Source organism: Pandoraea sp. ISTKB (genome assembly GCF_001721285.1).
In the GTDB taxonomy this organism is placed as follows: Bacteria; Pseudomonadota; Gammaproteobacteria; order Burkholderiales; family Burkholderiaceae; genus Pandoraea; species Pandoraea capi.
Window position 1 is genome coordinate 155,813 of record NZ_MAOS01000002.1, and the last position, 16,471, is coordinate 172,283.

Consider the following 16,471-nt stretch of genomic DNA (forward strand, 5'->3'; position numbering starts at 1 on the left):
GATCGAGATATCGACGGGGCTATCGACGGGGCTATCGACGGGGCTATCGACGAGGGCATCAACAGAGGGCCAACGGTGACGTTGGCCCTTGCCACATTCAGGCATTCAAGGCGACAGCGGCGCCGTGGCCTCGAATTCGCTGGCAAACCAGTTTTGCAGAAACTCCACACACACGCGCACTTTGGCGGATGCGGAAAGACGCGCCGTCGTCACCGCATAGATATCGGCAGGCCAGTCATACTCCGGCAGCACACGAATCAACTGCCCCTGCTGAAGGCTCTGCGCACAATCCCACGCTGATGCACGCATGATGCCGTGCCCGCCCAACGCCCACGTCCAGATGATGTCGTTATTGTTGGACGACAGCGAGCCGCCGACCTTGATCGTTGCGACGTCCGCCTCTGCGTCTTTCCCTGCGGTTCTGTTTCGCAGCCGCCACGTGCCGAACGGCTGGTCTCGCTCGCGGAACACGAGGCACGAATGCGTCAGCAGGTCGTCAGGCGTCTGCGGCATGCCACGGCGCGCCAGATAGTCGGCCGACGCGCACAGCACGCGCGTGCTGGCCGCCAGTTTGTGCGCAATCAGATGTGGCTCCGACACCTTGCCGATGCGGATATCCAGGTCGATCGACTCCGCGATGAGATCCACCGGCCGGTCCATCACGATCAGCGAGATGTCCAGACGCGGATATCGGCTCGATAGCTGCGAGAGCGCAGGCGCCAGCAGATTGCGTCCCAACCGGAAGCTTGAACTGATGCGCAGATCGCCGCGCGGCTCGGTCTTGATGTCCGACACCGCGTCATGCATTTCCGTCGCCGCGTCGAGCATGTAGACGGACCACTTCAGAATCGCCTCGCCGTCCTCGGTCGGCGTCACCCGTCGCGACGTGCGATGCAACAGCGTCGCGCCCATCTCGCGCTCCAGCATGTGAATGCGCTTGCTGATATACGACGTCGACGCGCCAAGCTCGGTCGCCGTTTTGGCGAAGCTGCGCAGCCGGCAGACCACGCTGAAGATCTGCAAGTCGCGAAGATCGGGGAAATTCTGCATGTTTGTCCGGGAGTGCGTCGCTTAACGAACTTTTTAGCGAACCTTCTAACGAACCTTGTCGGCGCGGCGCTGCACCGACGTGCCCGACGGCGCACCGCAACTCGCACGAGACTCGAACCACGTCGGCAGGCTCACCGATTCGGGCGTGCCCGGTGTTTCGATGTGCGTCAGCACCAGTTGCGCCGCGCGCGCGCCAAGTTGCTCGGCGTCACGCATGACCGTGGCAATCGGCGGTTGATGAAAACGGCACAAGGGCACGTCGTCGCAACTCACGAGCGACAGGTCCCTGCCGATCTGAAGCCCCCGCCGGTGGATGGCCTGCAACGCGCCTTCGAGCAACTGATTGCCGCCCAGCACGATCGCGGTCGGGGGATCGTCGTCGGCGAGCATTTCCTCGATGGCCACCTCGCCGTGATCCGACGACAGCGTGCCGCGATGCACGATGAGATTGCGCGGCAAACCGAGCCGGTCGTAGGCGTCTTCCATCGCCCGCACGCGCTCGCGCGTCGGGCGCACGTCACGCCCCACGACCAGGCCGATGCGGCGATGTCCTTTGTCGAGCAACGCACGCGCGGCATCGCCCATGCCCTGATAGTGATCCGACAGGACATAGTGCGCGGGAATATCGGCGGGAAAGGCGCGGTCGATCAGGACCACGGGGCACTTCGTATTGCGAAGCGCGAGCAGCGTGGCCGGGTCGTCTTCGAGCGTGGGCAACACGATGAGACCGTCGACTTGCCGGTGCATCAGCACCTCGATGCGCTCGGCATCCACGCTCGGCACACCGCCCGAATTCGTCAGCAGCACGGAAAACCCGGCGACCGTGAGCACGCTTTCCGCGCCGCGCACGATGGACGCGATCAGCGGGTTGGTGATGTCCGATCCCACGAAACCAATGGAGCGCGTCGCGCGCCGGCGCAGCCCCTGCGCGAGCGCATTCGGCGCATAACCGAGCGTGCGCGCGGCTTCCAGCACCCGTTGCGTGAGTTGCGGGCTCGATCCGGGTTGCCCGGACAGCACGCGCGACACGGATGCGATTCCCACGCCAGCCAAGGCGGCCACCGCCTTGATTCCCGGCCGTCCCTTGGGATCGCCCGGCAAGTTGTCACTCATCGATCTCATCTCCTCTTGACGCGCCAGTTTACAACGATTATCTTTTGGAAACGTTTCCGGAAACGTTTCCAAAAGTGAAATGCCGGCAAACGGAATCACAGGAGGACCGCGACGACGGCTAATGCGTCGCGGCGACCGTCATGGAGAGAGACAAGTGCGCCGGCTCGCGAGCGAGCGGCTCACATGAAGGGGTCATACGTGAATACCGAAGGACAAATGACGCCGGAAGTTCGGCAGGCAATACGCAATGCGATCCTGAGCGCGATCGTGGGCACGGCGATGGAGTGGTACGACTACTACCTCTACGCCACAGCCGCCGCCACGCTCTTCAACCATCTGTTTTTCCCGTCCTACGACCATCTGACCGGCACGTTGCTCGCCTATGCGAGCTTCGCGATCGGCTTTTTCGTGCGTCCGGCCGGGAGTGTGATCTTTGGACGACTGGGTGACCGGATCGGCCGCAAGTCGGTGCTCATCATCACCTTGCTGCTCATGGGCGGGTCGACGACGTTGATGGGCTTACTCCCGACCTATGCGTCCATCGGTGTCTGGGCGCCGATTCTGCTATGCGTCCTGCGCGCGGCGCAGGGGCTCGGGTCGGGCGCGGAATACGCCGGCGCCGTGCTCATGGTGATCGAATACGCCCCGGCGAAGCGCCGTGGGCTCTATGGTTCCCTGCCCTACATCGGCGTCGCGCTCGGGTTGTTGATGTCGCTTGCCACCTTTCATCTGTCGTCATCGATGTCCAAAGAGGGCTTCGAAGCGTGGGGCTGGCGCATTCCGTTTTTGCTGAGCGCCGTGGTCGTTGCGCTCGGCGTGCTGCTGCGTAGCCAACTTAAGGAGACACCGGTCTTCGAAGCGTTGCGCCGCAAGAACGCCGTGGTGCGCGCCCCGCTCACCGAAGTCTTCCGCCACTCGCTGCGTCCGATGCTCTGCGCCTGGGGTGCCCGCCTGGGCGACAACTCGCTCGCGTACATCTACGAATCGTTCGTCATCGTCTATGTGACGCAGCAACTGCACATGTCGCGCGACGTCATCGTCACGGCGCTGATGTGGAGCACTGCGCTTCAGTTCATTACCGTGCCGCTGTTCGGCTGGGTCTCGGACAAGGTCGGACGCAAGCCGGTGTACATGGGCGGCGCCCTGCTCTCCGGCATTGCGGTGTTCCCGTTCTTCCGGATGTTGCAGACGGGCGAGGTCGTATGGATTTACGTGGGCCTGTTCCTGGTGTCGTCGATCGCGAAAACCATGATGACGTCGGCGCAAAGTCCGTGGCTTGCCGAGATGTTCCCGTCACGCGTGCGCTACACCGGCTTCTCGCTCGCACGGGAAGTCACGTCGCCGATCTCGGGCGGGATTGCGCCGATGATCGCCGTGGCCCTGCTCTCGGCCGGTGAGGGTTCGCCACACCTCGTGGCGTGGTACGTGGTCGCGCTCGGTGTCATCACCGCGATCTCGGTGGCGCTCGGCCCGGAAACGCGCGGCCGCTCGCTCAATGACGACATGCACGACGGCAGTCAGGACGAAGCGCACACCGCCCCGGCACGTCCCATCGCTCATCAGTCCCGTTAGTCCCATTAATCCCCTTAATCCCGGGAATGCATTGAACGCATTCCCGACATTTACACAGTCTTTCCACGAAGGAGTCACGATGAAAATCACGAAGGTCGAGCCGCTTCACGTCGGCCAGTTCATGTTCGTTCGCATTGACACGGACGAAGGCATCACCGGCTATGGCGAAGCCGGCATCTGGGGCCATATCGAAGCCGCAGGAACGGCCATCAAGCGCTTTGCCGAATATCTGGTGGGCAAGCGCGCGTTCGATATCGAGCACCATTGGAACGTGATGCATCGCTTCAGCTACTTTCAGGGGCTGGCCATCAACGCGGCGATTTCCGCTATCGACATCGCGCTGTGGGACATCAAGGGCCGCGCACTGAACGTGCCGATCTATGAGCTGCTCGGCGGGCCGGCGCGCAAGAAGGCGCGTATCTACGGCCACATCTACGAGAGCAACATCGAAAAGGTGCTGGAGGAATGCCAGCGCAAGATGGAAGCGGGTTTCAATGCTTTCGGGCACATCAATCCGTTCCTCGACGAAGGCAACGACAAGGTCTACTTCAAGACCCACATTCGCAAGATGCACGATGCGATCGACAACGTTCACCGGATGCGCGAAGTCGTGGGCGACCGCGTCGATCTGCTCATCGAACTGCACCGTCGTCTGACGCCGGCGGAAGCCGTGACATTTACGAACGGCATCGAGCAGGACACGCCGATGTTCGTCGAAGATCCGATCCGCCCGGAGAATGCCGACGCCATGGCACGCGTCGCCGATCGCATCCGCGTGCCGATCGCCACGGGTGAGCGCTTCTGCACCATCTACGAATTCCAGGCGCTGCTCGCACGTAACGCCGTGGAGTACGCGCGTATCGACGTGGCTGTCTGCGGCGGGATCACGGGTGCGAAGAAGGTCGCGGCAATGGCCGAGGCGCATCACGTTCAGGTCGTGCCGCATAACCCGCTCTCCCCGATCGGGCTGGCCGCGTGCCTGCAAGTGGCCGCAGCGATTCCGAACTTCGCTGTGCAGGAATATGCGACGGGGTTCGAAGCCGGCGTGTTCGAATCGACGGGCACCCATCTGGGCAGCGATATCGTCGACAAGGTCCCGCTGCCGGATCAGGGCTTCGTCGACATTCCGGACGGCCCGGGCCTCGGCATGGCATTGCTGCCCGATGCGCAGAAGATTCGCCCGCCGCTGGTGAAGCCGATTTCGATGCGCCCGCACTACGACGGCTTCGTGGTCGATCAGTAAACCCTTTGGCGCTCGAGCCCTCGAGCGTCGAACGTCAGGGGGCGGACGCCACGCCCCCGACGACTTCGAGCAACGTGGCCGCAAAGCGCTGCGCCAGCAGACTTTGCGGCACGTGTTGCGGTCGCAGCAGATGGGTGGCGAACAGCACATCCGGCGCGAACGGCCGATAGTCCAGCCCACGCCCGACGTATGCCTGCGCCACCGCGCGGCTCACGATGCTCACACCGAGCCCGCTGGCGACCATCGCACACACCGTCGCTTCGTAAGGCGTTTCCAGTTCCTTGTGACGCAACTCGATGCCCGCCTCGCGAAAGCGCTGATCGATCTTCATGCGCGTACCGTCGACCAGCGACAACGCGATGAAGGGCTCGTATTCCAGGTCGGCCGGCGTCACGACATCGAGCATTCCCAGCCGATGCCCCGTGGGGAACGCGCACACGCCCGCGATCTCGCAGATCTTTGTCGCCTCGATACCCGACACGTCCCGACTGACGTAGGACGTCACCCCCAGATCGCAAAACTGCGACGCGACCCAGTAGGCCACGCGCGGCGAATCGTTCGTCAGCAATGAGACGGCGACACCCGGGTGCGTTTGCCGGAATCGCCGGATCGCTTCGGGCATCTGGGTCAGCGCCATCGACGGTACGGCGCCTACGCGCAGGCGGCCCGTGCCGGAGCGGCGAATCTGCTGCGCCGAATCCTCCAGACTTTTCAGACTGACGAACGCGCGCTCGACATCGCGAAACAGTTCGGCGCCTTCGTCGGTCAGTTGCAGCCGTCCGTTGATGCGCTCGAACAGCCGGAAGCCGGCGCTGTCCTCCAACTGGCCGATCAATCGGCTGATGTTGGGCTGCGACGTGTGAAGCGCTTCCGCCGCCGCCGTCATTGATCCCGTCTGGATCACCGCCCGGAATGCCTCCACCTGTTTGAATTTCATCGACGCTGTCTCCTGTGGACGGGCCATCCCCGTTGCGCCCTGCCAGGCACATCGTCTAGCAGCAGGGGCCATATCAAAAATGTATGGACCCGTATTGTATTGTGATTTTTAAGAATGCCCCTGCCCGGCTACAGTCGTTCGTATCCCGTCTGCGCGCCATGAGGCAAGGCACTTGCCGCCTACCGACGCGTGGCCGCCCGAGTCCTCCATGTGCCGTTTCTCGCTTCAGGAGCCTTCGATGTCACGCCCGTCCCGTTCGTTCGTCGCCGTTCTGGCGACTACCTCCACCGCCGCCACCGTCATTGCGCTCGCCACCCTGACGGCCCGCCCGGCCATCGCCGCGCCGGGCGAGTTGCCACCGGTGCCCGCCGAAATCAAGGCGCAAAGCCAACTGCGTGTCGGCGTGCGCTGCGACCAGCCGCCTTACGGCTATCAGGACAGCAGCGGTGCGTTCGCCGGTGTAGAAGTCGAGATGGGACGCCAGATCGCCGAATGGGCGTTGGGCAGCAAGGACAAGGCCGTCTTCACCTGCGTGACCGCAGAGAACCGTGTGCCGCAATTGCTCGGCCGCAAAGTCGATCTGCTCATCGCGACCCTGGGGGTATCGCCCGAGCGCGCTCGCGTCATCGACTTCACGCAACCGTATCGTTGGGGGGCGAGCGACGTGGTGGTCCGTCGCGATAGCGGCATCAACTCAATCGCCGACCTCAAGGGCAAGACACTCGTCGCGTTGAAGGGCTCCGTGCAGGCCAAGTGGTTCGAAGACCACATGCCGGACGTGAAGATGCTCCGACTGAACACCGCCGCCGACGCCATGCAAACCTTCCGCCAAGGCCGCGCGGACGCCTACACGCACGACGCCGCCACGCTCGTGGTCGCCGCAGCACAGGACCCCTCGGCGAAACTGCTGGGCCAGTACTTCCAGATATCGGACGCGGCCATCGGCGTGCGCAAGAACGAAGCGGCATGGCGCGATTACCTTTCCGCCACGATTGCCCGCATGCGCTACGAAGGCCGCTTCGTGCAGTGGGTCAAACTCAACGTTCCCGAGTCGATTCGCAGCTATTACCTGTCGGTGTTCCAGCAGGGACGTCCGAAGGAAACGCTGTAAGCGGCGGCCGCTATGGATTTCGACGTCGCTTACCTTCTCGCGCAATGGCCGGCACTCTGGCGCGGCGCGCTGATGACGCTGGAAGTGTCGGTCATCGCCATCGTCTGCTCGGCGCTGATCGGCATTGCCGGTTGTGCCATTCGCCTCTTCCGCGTGCCCGTGCTCTCACCACTCGTCACGGGTTATGTGGAGCTCATGCGCAACACGCCGATTCTCGTGCAGTTGTTCTTCATCTTCTACGGATTGCCGGCGGTCGGACTCAGTCTGTCGCTGTTCACCTCTGGCGTGCTGTGCCTGTCGCTGTGGGCCGGTGCGTATCAGATCGAGAACCTGCGAGGCGGCATGGCAAGTGTGGGACGCCGCATGTATGAATCGTGTCACGCGTTGTCGCTGCGCCCGTGGCATTACTTCACGCTCATCGCCTTGCCCATTGCGTTGCGTCACGCGCTGCCCGGCATGCTCAATACCGCAATTTCACTGCTCAAGAACTCGTCGTACCTGCAGGCAATCGGGTTGATGGAGCTGACGTTCGTCGCCGTCGACCGCATTGCGACGGACTTCCGTCCGCTGGAGATGTTCGGCGCGATCCTCGTGCTCTATCTGGGCATGGTGGCGGTCCTCTCCTTACTCGCGCACCGGCTCTCGGCCTGGATGCAACGTCCGTTCCGAACGCATTGAGGCCATCGCTCACCATGCACATCATTCTCGAAAACTGGCGGCTCATCGCCCAAGGGCTGAGCATGACGCTGGCCCTGGCGGGCGCCGTGCTGCTGTGCACGACCGTGATCTCGTTGGCGCTGGGGGTGCTCGCCACCCTCCCCAACCGATGGGTCAGGGCGGCCATTCACGGCTACGTCGAACTGTTCCGGTCGATTCCCCTGATCGTCAACGTGTTCTGTGTGTTCTTCGTCGCGCCGATGTTCGGTCTCGATCTGAGCCCGTTCGTCGCCGCCACGGTCGGTTTGTCGCTGTGGGGCGGCGCCAACGGCGCCGTGGTCGTGTCGGGCGGCATTCTGTCCGTGCCGCCGCATCAATGGAAGAGCGCCGCAGCGCTCGGCTTGCGTCGCTGGCAGATCTATCGCTACGTTATCGGGCCGCAATCGGTCGGCGCGATCCTGCCCGCCTACACAGGCCTGCTGACGCTGCTGGTCCAGTCCACGTCGCTTGGCGCACTCATCGGCGTGAGCGAGTTCCTCAAGGTCAATCAGAACATCATCGAGCGCGTCACCGTCATGCAAGGCCGCAATCCCGCCTTCGAGATCTACGGCCTCGTGCTTATCGTGTATTTCATCGTCTGCTCGGCGCTCAGCGCACTGTCCCGTCATCTCGAACGCCGCCTGCAACGCGAGCCCGTTCGGTCCCTTCCCCAACAAGGTTGAACATGTCCACATCGAAAGTCAGTCGCCGGCTCACCGAAGCCGCCGCGCCGGAAGTCAACGACATCATCTTCAAGCCGCGCCTCGACGGTTTCGACGAGACCTTCCTGCCGCTCGGCGACATCAACAAGGCGCACGTCGTCATGCTGGCCGAACGCGGACTCATTCGCCGCGAACATGCGGCAGCGCTCGCGCGCGGCATTCTGGCGATGGAAGATGCCGGCCCCGCCGCCGTGCCGCTCGATCCGAGCCGGGAAGATGGCTACTTCAACTACGAAGCGCATCTGATGAATCAGGTCGGCGCGGACATTGGCGGACGCATGCATACCGGGCGCAGCCGCAACGACATTCTCGCCACGCTCGACCGTCTGCGCGGACGCGCCGTGCTGCTCGATCTGATCGAGGCCTTGCTGCGCGTGCGGGATACCGCATTGACGCAAGCCGCCAACCACGCCGACGTCGTCATGCCCGGCTACACGCACTTGCAGCCGGCGCAGCCGATGACTTATGGGTTCTATCTGGCGGGCGTCGCGCAGGCGCTCGAACGTGACACGCGTCGCCTGATGGACACGCTCACGAACATGAACGTCTCGCCGCTCGGCGCTGCGGCGTTCGCGGGTACCCCGTTTGCGATCGATCGTCAGCGTACGGCCGATCTGCTGGGCTTCGACACGTTCGTCGACAACGCGCTCGATGCCGTGGGCTCGCGCGACTTCGTGCTCGAGAGCATTGCCGATCTGAGTCTGCTGGCCGTGCTCTGGAGCCGCGTGGCGCAGGATTACTTCGTGTGGACCACGCACGAGTTCGGACTGATCGAGTTCCCGGACAGCGTGGCGACGACCTCAAGCATCATGCCGCAGAAGAAAAACCCGGTCGTGCTGGAGTATCTGAAGGGACGCACGGGACAGATCGTCGCCGCCCTGATGGCGAGCGCCATGGCGATCAAGGGCACTAACTTCACCCACTCCGGCGACGCCAACCGCGAGGGCACGCAAGGCTTCTGGGAGACGGCGCGCGAGGCGATCCGCTGCCTGAATCTGCTGGAACTCGTGCTGCGTACGGCGCGTCCGGTGGCCGGCCGCGCCGGACGTCTGGCCGCCGAGGACTTCTCGACAGCGACGGCATTGGCGGACCACATGGTGCGCGAGCACGACCTCTCGTTCCGGGCCGCGCATCATGTCGTGGGGTCGGTCGTACGCAGCGCGATGGATCTCGGCGTGAGTGCCGACAGAATCGATGTCGCGATGGTCGAGGCCGCCGCGAGCGAGCAGCTCGGCGCGCCGCTCGGCATCGACGCCGAAGCCGTACGGGCGTGTCTGGACCCCGCGAGCAACGTTGCGGGACGCGCATCGGCCGGTAGCCCGAACCCCGGCACCCTGCGCGCGCACTTGCTGGAGGCAAACGTGAGGCTGGGCAACACGCGCACGAGCCTTGCCGACTGGCATACCCGTCTGGCGAACGCACGACAGTCGTTGCAAAGCGCCACGCGGGCACTGGCAGGCCTGCAATGAACGCGCTACTTTCGATTCGCGGATTGCGAAAACATTTCGGTCCGCATCAGGTCGTCAATGGTGTGGATCTGGATGTTTTTCCGGGCGAAGTCGTGGTGGTCATCGGGCCGAGCGGGTCAGGCAAATCGACGCTGATCCGCTGCCTGAACAGTCTCGAGACGCCGACGGACGGCACCGTAACGCTGGGCGACGCCGCGACCGACGTCAAGGATCATCGGGCGATGGCCAAACTACGGGAAGACGTGGGGATGGTGTTTCAGGACTACACGTTGTTTCCGCACCTGAGCATCCTGCGCAACATCACGCTCGCCCCGGTGAAGTTGGGCCGCATGACGCAGGCCGAAGCCGAACGCACCGCACACGCGCTGCTGGAGCGTGTGGGACTGGCCCACAAGGCGAATGCGTTTCCGGTGTCCCTGTCAGGCGGCCAACAGCAGCGCGTGGCAATTGTGCGCGCGCTGGCGATGAAGCCGAAACTCATGCTGTTCGACGAGCCGACGTCTGCGCTCGACCCGGAAACGGTCGGTGAAGTGCTGGGCGTCATGAGGGATCTGGCGCGCGACGGCATGACGATGATTGTCGTGACGCACGAGATGGGCTTCGCGCGCGAGGTGGCAGATCGTGTGGTGTTCTTCGATCACGGACGCATCGTCGAAAGCGGTTCCCCCGCCGATATCTTCGGCGCGCCGAGGGAAGCGCGAACGCAGCAGTTCCTGGGGAGCGTGTTGCGCTGAGCGGCGTGGCGTCGGGTGCTCGCCCGGCGCTGCCGCAAGAAACGGCATCGCACCACTCGACTACCTAAAACAAGGGATCGCGAGCGCACCGGCTGCGTGCTAACGTTGCCCGGACCTCGCCGTACCAGCCAATGGCGCTCGGCGCTCGACACGTTGCTCACCGTCCCTTGTCAAGGAATCCCTTGCGATGACCGATTTTCGTCCCACCCGCCGAAACGCGCTGAAACTCACGGCCGCATCCCTTGCTGCACCGGCGTTGCTGTCGCCCGCCACGAGCGCCCTCGCGGCCGGGCGCGCCGATCTCGACGCCGCCATCAACCGCTTTGTCGCCCTCGCACCGAAAACGACCAGTTGTCTCGTCGCCTTCGCGCCACCCCAAGGGCAGGGCTGGCGTGCCGGCTTCGCGCCGGAGCAACGCCTGTTCGTCGGCAGTGCGGTCAAGACGTACATCCTCGGCCAGTTCCTGCTCGACATCGAGTCTGGCCGCAATCAGCTCTCCGGGACCCAACTTTGCACCGTTAGCGACGCCGTGCGCACACCGGGCAGCCCGGTGCTCATCGGTCTGAACGGACAGACGCAGTACCGAACCGCACTCGAGTCGATGATCTCGCACAGCGACAACATCGGCACCGACATCTCGCTGGCCGCTGTCGGTCCGGCGCGCGTACGCGAGCTGGTCAAACGCATGGGACTGAAAACGGTTAGCGTCCCCGACTCCACGCGCATCCTCTTTTCCTATCTGGCGGGTGCGCCGTCGGGTGTCGATCTCGGCTGGGACGGCATGCAAAAGCTGGCGCACAACGAGAAAGTCTATTACGACAATCGTCCGCTCTCCCCCCGCACCGATGTCATCAACGACAAACAATCGATGACCAGTTCGGCCGACGATCTCGTGAACTGGTATCAGCAGACACTCGCAGGAAAGGTCTTCGCGAAGCCGACCTCGCTCGTCGAGTTCAAGCGGATCTCCGCCATGGCCGACGCGGTGTGGATGGCCGTGCCCCAAGGGCTGCTCGCCTATGGCAAGGGCGGTAGTCTCGACTGGGAAAACTTCCACGCTCTGTGCTTCGCCGGACAGATGCTCGTGGGCAAAACCCCGGTGACGTTCAGCTTCACGTCGAACTGGCTCGAAGGCAAGACCAGCGGCGAGCGCACCGAGGAATTCATCTCGGCGGTCAGCGCCGTCCTGAAAGCCGCCGCCAACGCCGCTTGAGTCATCCGTGACATCGGTCCCGGACAGCCGTCCGGGACCGCGACGACGCTCCCCCCGCCCCCGAACTCAAAAGTGCTTCGCCAGTCGCAACGCGGCGCTTTGCACCGTCTGCGCCGATGCCGTGCGCAGGTTGTATTCCGCCCGTAGCTCAAGGCCCTTCGACGACAGCAGTTCGACCCCAAGCGCAAAATTGCCGTAGACACGCGGCTGCGACGACGTGACGCGAAACGCCGCACTCGGGAACTCGACGAACGACGCCTCGGTGCTCACATCCCCCTTCGACGCCAAGCTCATCCCCGCCGACAGATAGGGACGCACGGTCATGCCACGAAAGTCGAGACGTGCGCCCACCTCGACGGCAGGGCTCAACACTGCCGTGGTGCGTCCCTCGCTTTGCATCGCGAGATCGAACACGCCTGCGCCACTTTCACGGTAGGCCGAATTCCTGTCGTAGACGACGTCCAGATCGGTGTAGGGCTTCACGTACCAACCGGCATAGTTCAACTGATAGGACAGCCGGGATCGTGCGCCGACGAAAAAGGCGTCCGGCTGACTCGTCGCTCGCGCGGACGCCCCCGGATAATCGATGATCCGGTTCTGCGTGCCGCTCTCGTAACCGCCCAGCACGGCGAGCGCGACTTGCCACGGCCCCATCTGACGCTTTAACGTCAGCCCGCCCCGAAAGCCATCGCTCGACAGGTCCAGCGAGCGATCCGACGAACGGGCATGCGTCACGACGTAACTCGCCGATCCGCCGACAAACCAGTCAGGCGCAAACTCCTTCTGCGCCCCGAACTGATATGTCACCTGCTGACTGCGAAAACCCACGTCGTCCGCCGTGTCGAATCGATCGGCGCGGGTGCCGATCACACGCGCCCAGACGCAACTACCTTCACCCATGCGCGTGCCGTCGGTAACGAACTGCGGGCAGCTCATCAGGCGATTCAGGAAGTCGTAGTTCTCATGTCCTCGCGAACCTGCGCGCATGAGTGACGCCGCGCTGGAGAGCACGTCCAGCGTCTTGCGGTAAGACGCGGCATCCCCCGCACTCACGAACGGCTGGAACAAGGGGCCTGCCGCGACCATGCCCGCGTCCCAATGCGTCTGAAGCAGGTCGGCGAACGACGCCTGATTCGCATTCAGCGACACGCCCGGCGGCCGGAAGTTGGCGTCCACCGAGATCAGCGGATCCTGCGAGCCGCCGTAGTGATCCTTCATCTGATAGTTGAAGACGAGCGCCGTACTCTTTGCGACAGCCGTCTCGCCGGTCGGTGCCTGGTCGAAGTGCCCGATGCCCAGCCAGATGTTCTTGACCGGATTGCGAAGAATCGGCACGACGCTGCCGCCGAACGTCAATGCGCCCGTCACCGTCAGGAAGTCGCTGTTGTGATTCGTGAAATCGAGGTCAGGCGCATAGACGCCGGTCCCCGTCTGCGAGAAGCTGCCGGTGATCTTCGACGCCTGGAACACGCCCGGCCCACCGGGGCTGATCGTGCCGTAGTTTTGCGTCAGTCCGGCCGAGAGCGACTGCGCGGTGCGTAGCTCGCCGCCCGCCCGGTTCACGACCGTGCTGTCGGTCGTCAGCGCCACATTGCCCTGCAACAGGCCGCTGTTGACCACGCTCGCACGACTCAGCGACGCGATGGCCGTTGCCGCCGATACCGTCCCGGCATTCTCGACGGTGACACCGTCGGTATTGATGGCGAGAATGCCGATCCCCGAGCTGGCATTGGCGATCACGCTCGCGCCGCTGCCGATCGTCACGCTGATCGGCTTGCCCTGCATCGAGCCGCTCCCTGCGTTGCCCATGCTGATCGCCGCAATCGCAGGGGAGCCCGCCCCCATGGCGGCGACCACACTGCCGGGTTGAAGCGTCACGCCAATGGTGCCGCCCGCATTGCCGTTCGCGCTGCCGGGCTGTTTCAGCCATACGCCGCCGTCGCTGAACACGGCCCCGCCGCCAAGACTCATCGCCAGAATGGCCGGAGCATTCACGCCGTAAGTGACGACACTGCCGCTCGTGTTCACCTGCACCGCCCCACCCGCCCCCACAGCGCCGGAAACGTTGGCCTGCCGCACCATGTCGAGACTGTAAGTCACGGCAGCGGCATCGCCTGTGATACCGCCGCCGCCACCGACAGACTGCGCCAGCACGCCTGCCGCGCCGTCGCCATGCGTTCGAACGCCGCCATCGACGACCACATCGACCGTGCCGCCATCGTTGGCGCCAGCGCGCGTAACGGCATTGTTGACTGACGCGAGCGTGACGCGTCCCGGCGCAGTGCTCACCCCGGCAATGCCCCCGCCCCCGCCGACGCTTTGGGCAACGATGCCGTGCGCGTCCTGCCCCAGTGTTTGCACCGCGACGTTGCGCGCAACGCTCACGTCGACGTCGGCGCCGCTACCAAACGCGTCGCCTTGCGCGCCGAGCGTCAGGCTGGTGACCGGCAGCGCCGACGGATTGCCGCCCTGAACCAGCGCGACATACCCGCCACCCGCGCCGATGCTCTGCGCGAGCACGCCGAAAGACAGCGCCCCTTGCGTCGACACGACGACCTGCTCGGAGGCAGCGTTCGTCAGATCGACGCTGACGCTACCGGCATTGGCTTGCAGACTGCTGCCGCCCGCAGGCGAAGCACCGAGCTTGATGACCGCGCCGCCAAGCAACGATGCGACCGACGCGTCGACGGTCATGCCGGCAGCGCCGCCGCCTCCGGCAACCGACTGCGCGAGAATGCCATGCGAGAGTACGCCGCTCGTGTAGAGACTTCCGGAGCCGACGACCGAAACGGGTGCGCCGTTCATGCTCGACGGCGACAGCCCGCCGCTCAGGGTGCTGCCCAACGTGATGACGGGAGCGGCGACCTGCTGTCCCGCTGCCAGATGTGTGCTCGCACTCCCCGTCAGACCCACCGCTGCGGCACCGCCGCCCCCCGTGATGCTTTGCGCGACGACACCGCTCGCATCGTCCCCCTGAGTGGAGATGACGCCGCCGCTCTTGACGTTCACGCGGGCAAACTGTCCTGCGTTGCCCGCGAAACCGTCGGTGTACGCGCCCCCAAGCGTGAGCGACACCGCCGGCGACGTCGACCCGGCCGCCGACCCAAGGCTGCTTGCGCCGAACGTGTAATCCGTCGCGGCCGCCTGTCCGCCGCCGCCGGAGATGCTTTGCGCGAGAATGCCCGGCGAACTGTCGCCGGTGGTTTGAATGCGACTGGCGGCATCGCTGGCGTCGACACTGACGATTCCGCCGCTTCCCCCGCTCCCCCCCTTCCCGCCAACGCTGACATTGACGCTGTGTTGCGCGCTGGCGAGATTCGAGCCAAGCAGGTCGATGATGCGGGAGATCTCATTGATGATGCCCGGCGCGTCTTTCGGTGCCCAATTCGAGAGGAAAAGTTCGAGGTTCTGCGATGTCGCCGCGCCCGCACCGCCGCCGCCGCCCACGCTCTGCGCAACGATGCCCGGCGCACCGAAGCCCTTCGTGGACAGCGTTCCGGTGTTGAGTACATTCGCTTGCCAGCCGTCGCCGCCTGAGCCCCCCGATCCGCCAACGGCCACATTCGTCCCGACATTGGGCGAGACGTTGAAGTAGGTGCCGATCTTGCCGGCCATCACGCCGAGCAAACTATCGAGGCTGGACAGCAGGCTCGATACACTGGTCGATGCCGCCGTGCCGCCCTGACCGCCGCCACCGCCGATACTCTGCGCAACAAGCGCCGCCGCGCCGGCGCCCGACGTCGTCACCTGACCGTAGTTGTTGATGGTGGCCGCGCTGCCGGCCCCGCCCTGACCGCCCGAGCCACCGACGCGAACGTCCACGCCGACCGTGAGCGAACCGAACGCCACGTTCATCGAATTGCCGGAGGTCGTCAGCCAGTTGCCGATCGACTGCAACAGCCCCTGAACCGATCCGGGTGCGCCGAGCGTGGCGCCGAATGAATTCGCCGTTTCCTGTTGCACCATACCGCCCACGCCACCGCCGCCACCGATACTTTGCGCGACGATGCCATAGGAGTGGTCGCCGGTCGTGAGCACGCTGCCATCGAAGTTGTTGTTCACCAGGGCGACGGCGCCATCGCCTCCGCTGCCACCGGCACCACCGATCGTGGCGCCGACGCTGATGTTGAAGCGGCTGTTCGGTGCGGCAATCGATTGCGCTCGCAACGCGGCGGCAGCACTTCCCCCGGCACCGCCACCCCCGCCGATGCTCTGGGCCAGGATGCCGATGCTCTTGTCACCCTGCGTCCAGATACCGCCGCTGTTGTCGACCTGCGCCAACCCGCCGCCCCCGCCGTCGCCGCCACTCCCCCCGATGGAGACGTGCGGACTGAGCGTGGCGGAAGGCACCTCGGGGCCGAGATCCGGCGCAATGGTGAGCGTGGCCGAACTGGCAAGACCGCCATAGCCCCCGCCACCGCCGATGCTTTGCACGACGACGCCATCGCTTGCGGCACCCTGCGTCGTCACGGTGCTTCCGTCGTCCAGCGTGACACGCGCCACGCCACCCGCGCCGCCGCCCCCGGCGCTGCCGCCATGACTCACTGCCACGCCCAGACCGACACCGACAGTCATGGCGCTGGACGACCCGCCAGCGCCGCCACCGCCCCC

12 protein-coding genes are annotated in these 16,471 nt (G+C 64.7%); 8 read left to right on the plus strand and 4 right to left on the minus strand.

Translation table 11 applies throughout. The features are described 5' to 3' along the window. Positions 1–105 precede the first annotated feature (105 nt). The gene (locus A9762_RS03110) at positions 106–1,050 is read right to left on the minus strand and encodes a LysR family transcriptional regulator (protein ID WP_069340580.1); all 945 of its coding nucleotides are present in this window, start codon (positions 1,048–1,050) and stop codon (positions 106–108) included. Between the two features lie 45 nt (positions 1,051–1,095). Next, positions 1,096–2,163 (minus strand): LacI family DNA-binding transcriptional regulator, encoded by a 1,068-nt coding sequence (locus A9762_RS03115; protein ID WP_069340581.1) that lies wholly within the window; start codon positions 2,161–2,163, stop codon positions 1,096–1,098. A gap of 198 nt (positions 2,164–2,361) precedes the next feature. Between A9762_RS03115 and A9762_RS03120 the strand changes: the two genes are divergently transcribed. Next, entirely contained in the window at positions 2,362–3,735 is a 1,374-nt protein-coding gene (locus A9762_RS03120) for an MFS transporter (RefSeq protein ID WP_206093544.1), read from the plus strand. 79 nt (positions 3,736–3,814) lie between these two features. Continuing rightward, a complete protein-coding gene (locus tag A9762_RS03125) occupies positions 3,815–4,978 on the plus strand; it encodes a mandelate racemase/muconate lactonizing enzyme family protein (protein ID WP_069340583.1) in 1,164 nt (387 codons plus the stop codon). 34 nt (positions 4,979–5,012) lie between these two features. Here the strand turns inward: A9762_RS03125 and A9762_RS03130 are convergent, their stop codons facing one another. Then, a complete protein-coding gene (locus A9762_RS03130; RefSeq protein ID WP_069340584.1) occupies positions 5,013–5,915 on the minus strand; it encodes a LysR substrate-binding domain-containing protein in 903 nt (300 codons plus the stop codon). 238 nt (positions 5,916–6,153) lie between these two features. On the opposite strand from A9762_RS03130, the gene A9762_RS03135 reads away from it, so the two are divergent. From A9762_RS03135 to A9762_RS03160, 6 genes are all read left to right on the plus strand, one after another. Further along, positions 6,154–7,026 carry a transporter substrate-binding domain-containing protein gene (locus tag A9762_RS03135; RefSeq protein WP_083253584.1) on the plus strand — a complete coding sequence of 291 codons (873 nt, stop codon included), beginning with the start codon at positions 6,154–6,156 and terminating at the stop codon, positions 7,024–7,026. A gap of 12 nt (positions 7,027–7,038) precedes the next feature. Next, positions 7,039–7,704, plus strand: a complete 666-nt coding sequence (locus tag A9762_RS03140) for an amino acid ABC transporter permease (protein WP_069340585.1) — start codon at positions 7,039–7,041, stop codon at positions 7,702–7,704. A gap of 14 nt (positions 7,705–7,718) precedes the next feature. Beyond that, the gene (locus A9762_RS03145) at positions 7,719–8,405 is read left to right on the plus strand and encodes an amino acid ABC transporter permease (protein ID WP_069340586.1); all 687 of its coding nucleotides are present in this window, start codon (positions 7,719–7,721) and stop codon (positions 8,403–8,405) included. Positions 8,406–8,407: 2 nt separating this feature from the next. Further along, complete coding sequence (gene argH, locus A9762_RS03150) at positions 8,408–9,913, plus strand: argininosuccinate lyase (protein WP_069340587.1); 1,506 nt, start codon at positions 8,408–8,410, stop codon at positions 9,911–9,913. Next, a complete protein-coding gene (locus A9762_RS03155; protein WP_069340588.1) occupies positions 9,910–10,647 on the plus strand; it encodes an amino acid ABC transporter ATP-binding protein in 738 nt (245 codons plus the stop codon). Before argH ends, A9762_RS03155 begins: the two co-directional genes overlap by 4 nt. 187 nt (positions 10,648–10,834) lie before the next feature. Then, complete coding sequence (locus A9762_RS03160; RefSeq protein ID WP_069340589.1) at positions 10,835–11,860, plus strand: serine hydrolase; 1,026 nt, start codon at positions 10,835–10,837, stop codon at positions 11,858–11,860. Positions 11,861–11,926: 66 nt separating this feature from the next. On the opposite strand, the gene A9762_RS03165 is transcribed toward A9762_RS03160, so the two are convergent. Further along, positions 11,927–16,435, minus strand: coding sequence for an autotransporter outer membrane beta-barrel domain-containing protein (locus A9762_RS03165; RefSeq protein ID WP_069340590.1), 4,509 nt, complete (start codon positions 16,433–16,435; stop codon positions 11,927–11,929). Positions 16,436–16,471: the final 36 nt, after the last annotated feature.

Excerpts from the sequence above, each read along its gene's own strand:
- A9762_RS03110 (WP_069340580.1), bottom strand. The coding sequence starts at position 1,050 with ATGCAGAATTTCCCCGATCTTCGCGACTTGCAGATCTTCAGCGTGGTC.
- A9762_RS03115 (WP_069340581.1), bottom strand. The coding sequence starts at position 2,163 with ATGAGTGACAACTTGCCGGGCGATCCCAAGGGACGGCCGGGAATCAAG.
- A9762_RS03125 (WP_069340583.1), top strand. The coding sequence starts at position 3,815 with ATGAAAATCACGAAGGTCGAGCCGCTTCACGTCGGCCAGTTCATGTTC.
- A9762_RS03130 (WP_069340584.1), bottom strand. The coding sequence starts at position 5,915 with ATGAAATTCAAACAGGTGGAGGCATTCCGGGCGGTGATCCAGACGGGA.
- A9762_RS03135 (WP_083253584.1), top strand. The coding sequence starts at position 6,154 with ATGTCACGCCCGTCCCGTTCGTTCGTCGCCGTTCTGGCGACTACCTCC.
- A9762_RS03140 (WP_069340585.1), top strand. The coding sequence starts at position 7,039 with ATGGATTTCGACGTCGCTTACCTTCTCGCGCAATGGCCGGCACTCTGG.
- A9762_RS03145 (WP_069340586.1), top strand. The coding sequence starts at position 7,719 with ATGCACATCATTCTCGAAAACTGGCGGCTCATCGCCCAAGGGCTGAGC.
- argH (WP_069340587.1), top strand. The coding sequence starts at position 8,408 with ATGTCCACATCGAAAGTCAGTCGCCGGCTCACCGAAGCCGCCGCGCCG.
- A9762_RS03155 (WP_069340588.1), top strand. The coding sequence starts at position 9,910 with ATGAACGCGCTACTTTCGATTCGCGGATTGCGAAAACATTTCGGTCCG.
- A9762_RS03160 (WP_069340589.1), top strand. The coding sequence starts at position 10,835 with ATGACCGATTTTCGTCCCACCCGCCGAAACGCGCTGAAACTCACGGCC.
- A9762_RS03165 (WP_069340590.1), bottom strand. The coding sequence starts at position 16,435 with ATGACTGTCGGTGTCGGTCTGGGCGTGGCAGTGAGTCATGGCGGCAGC.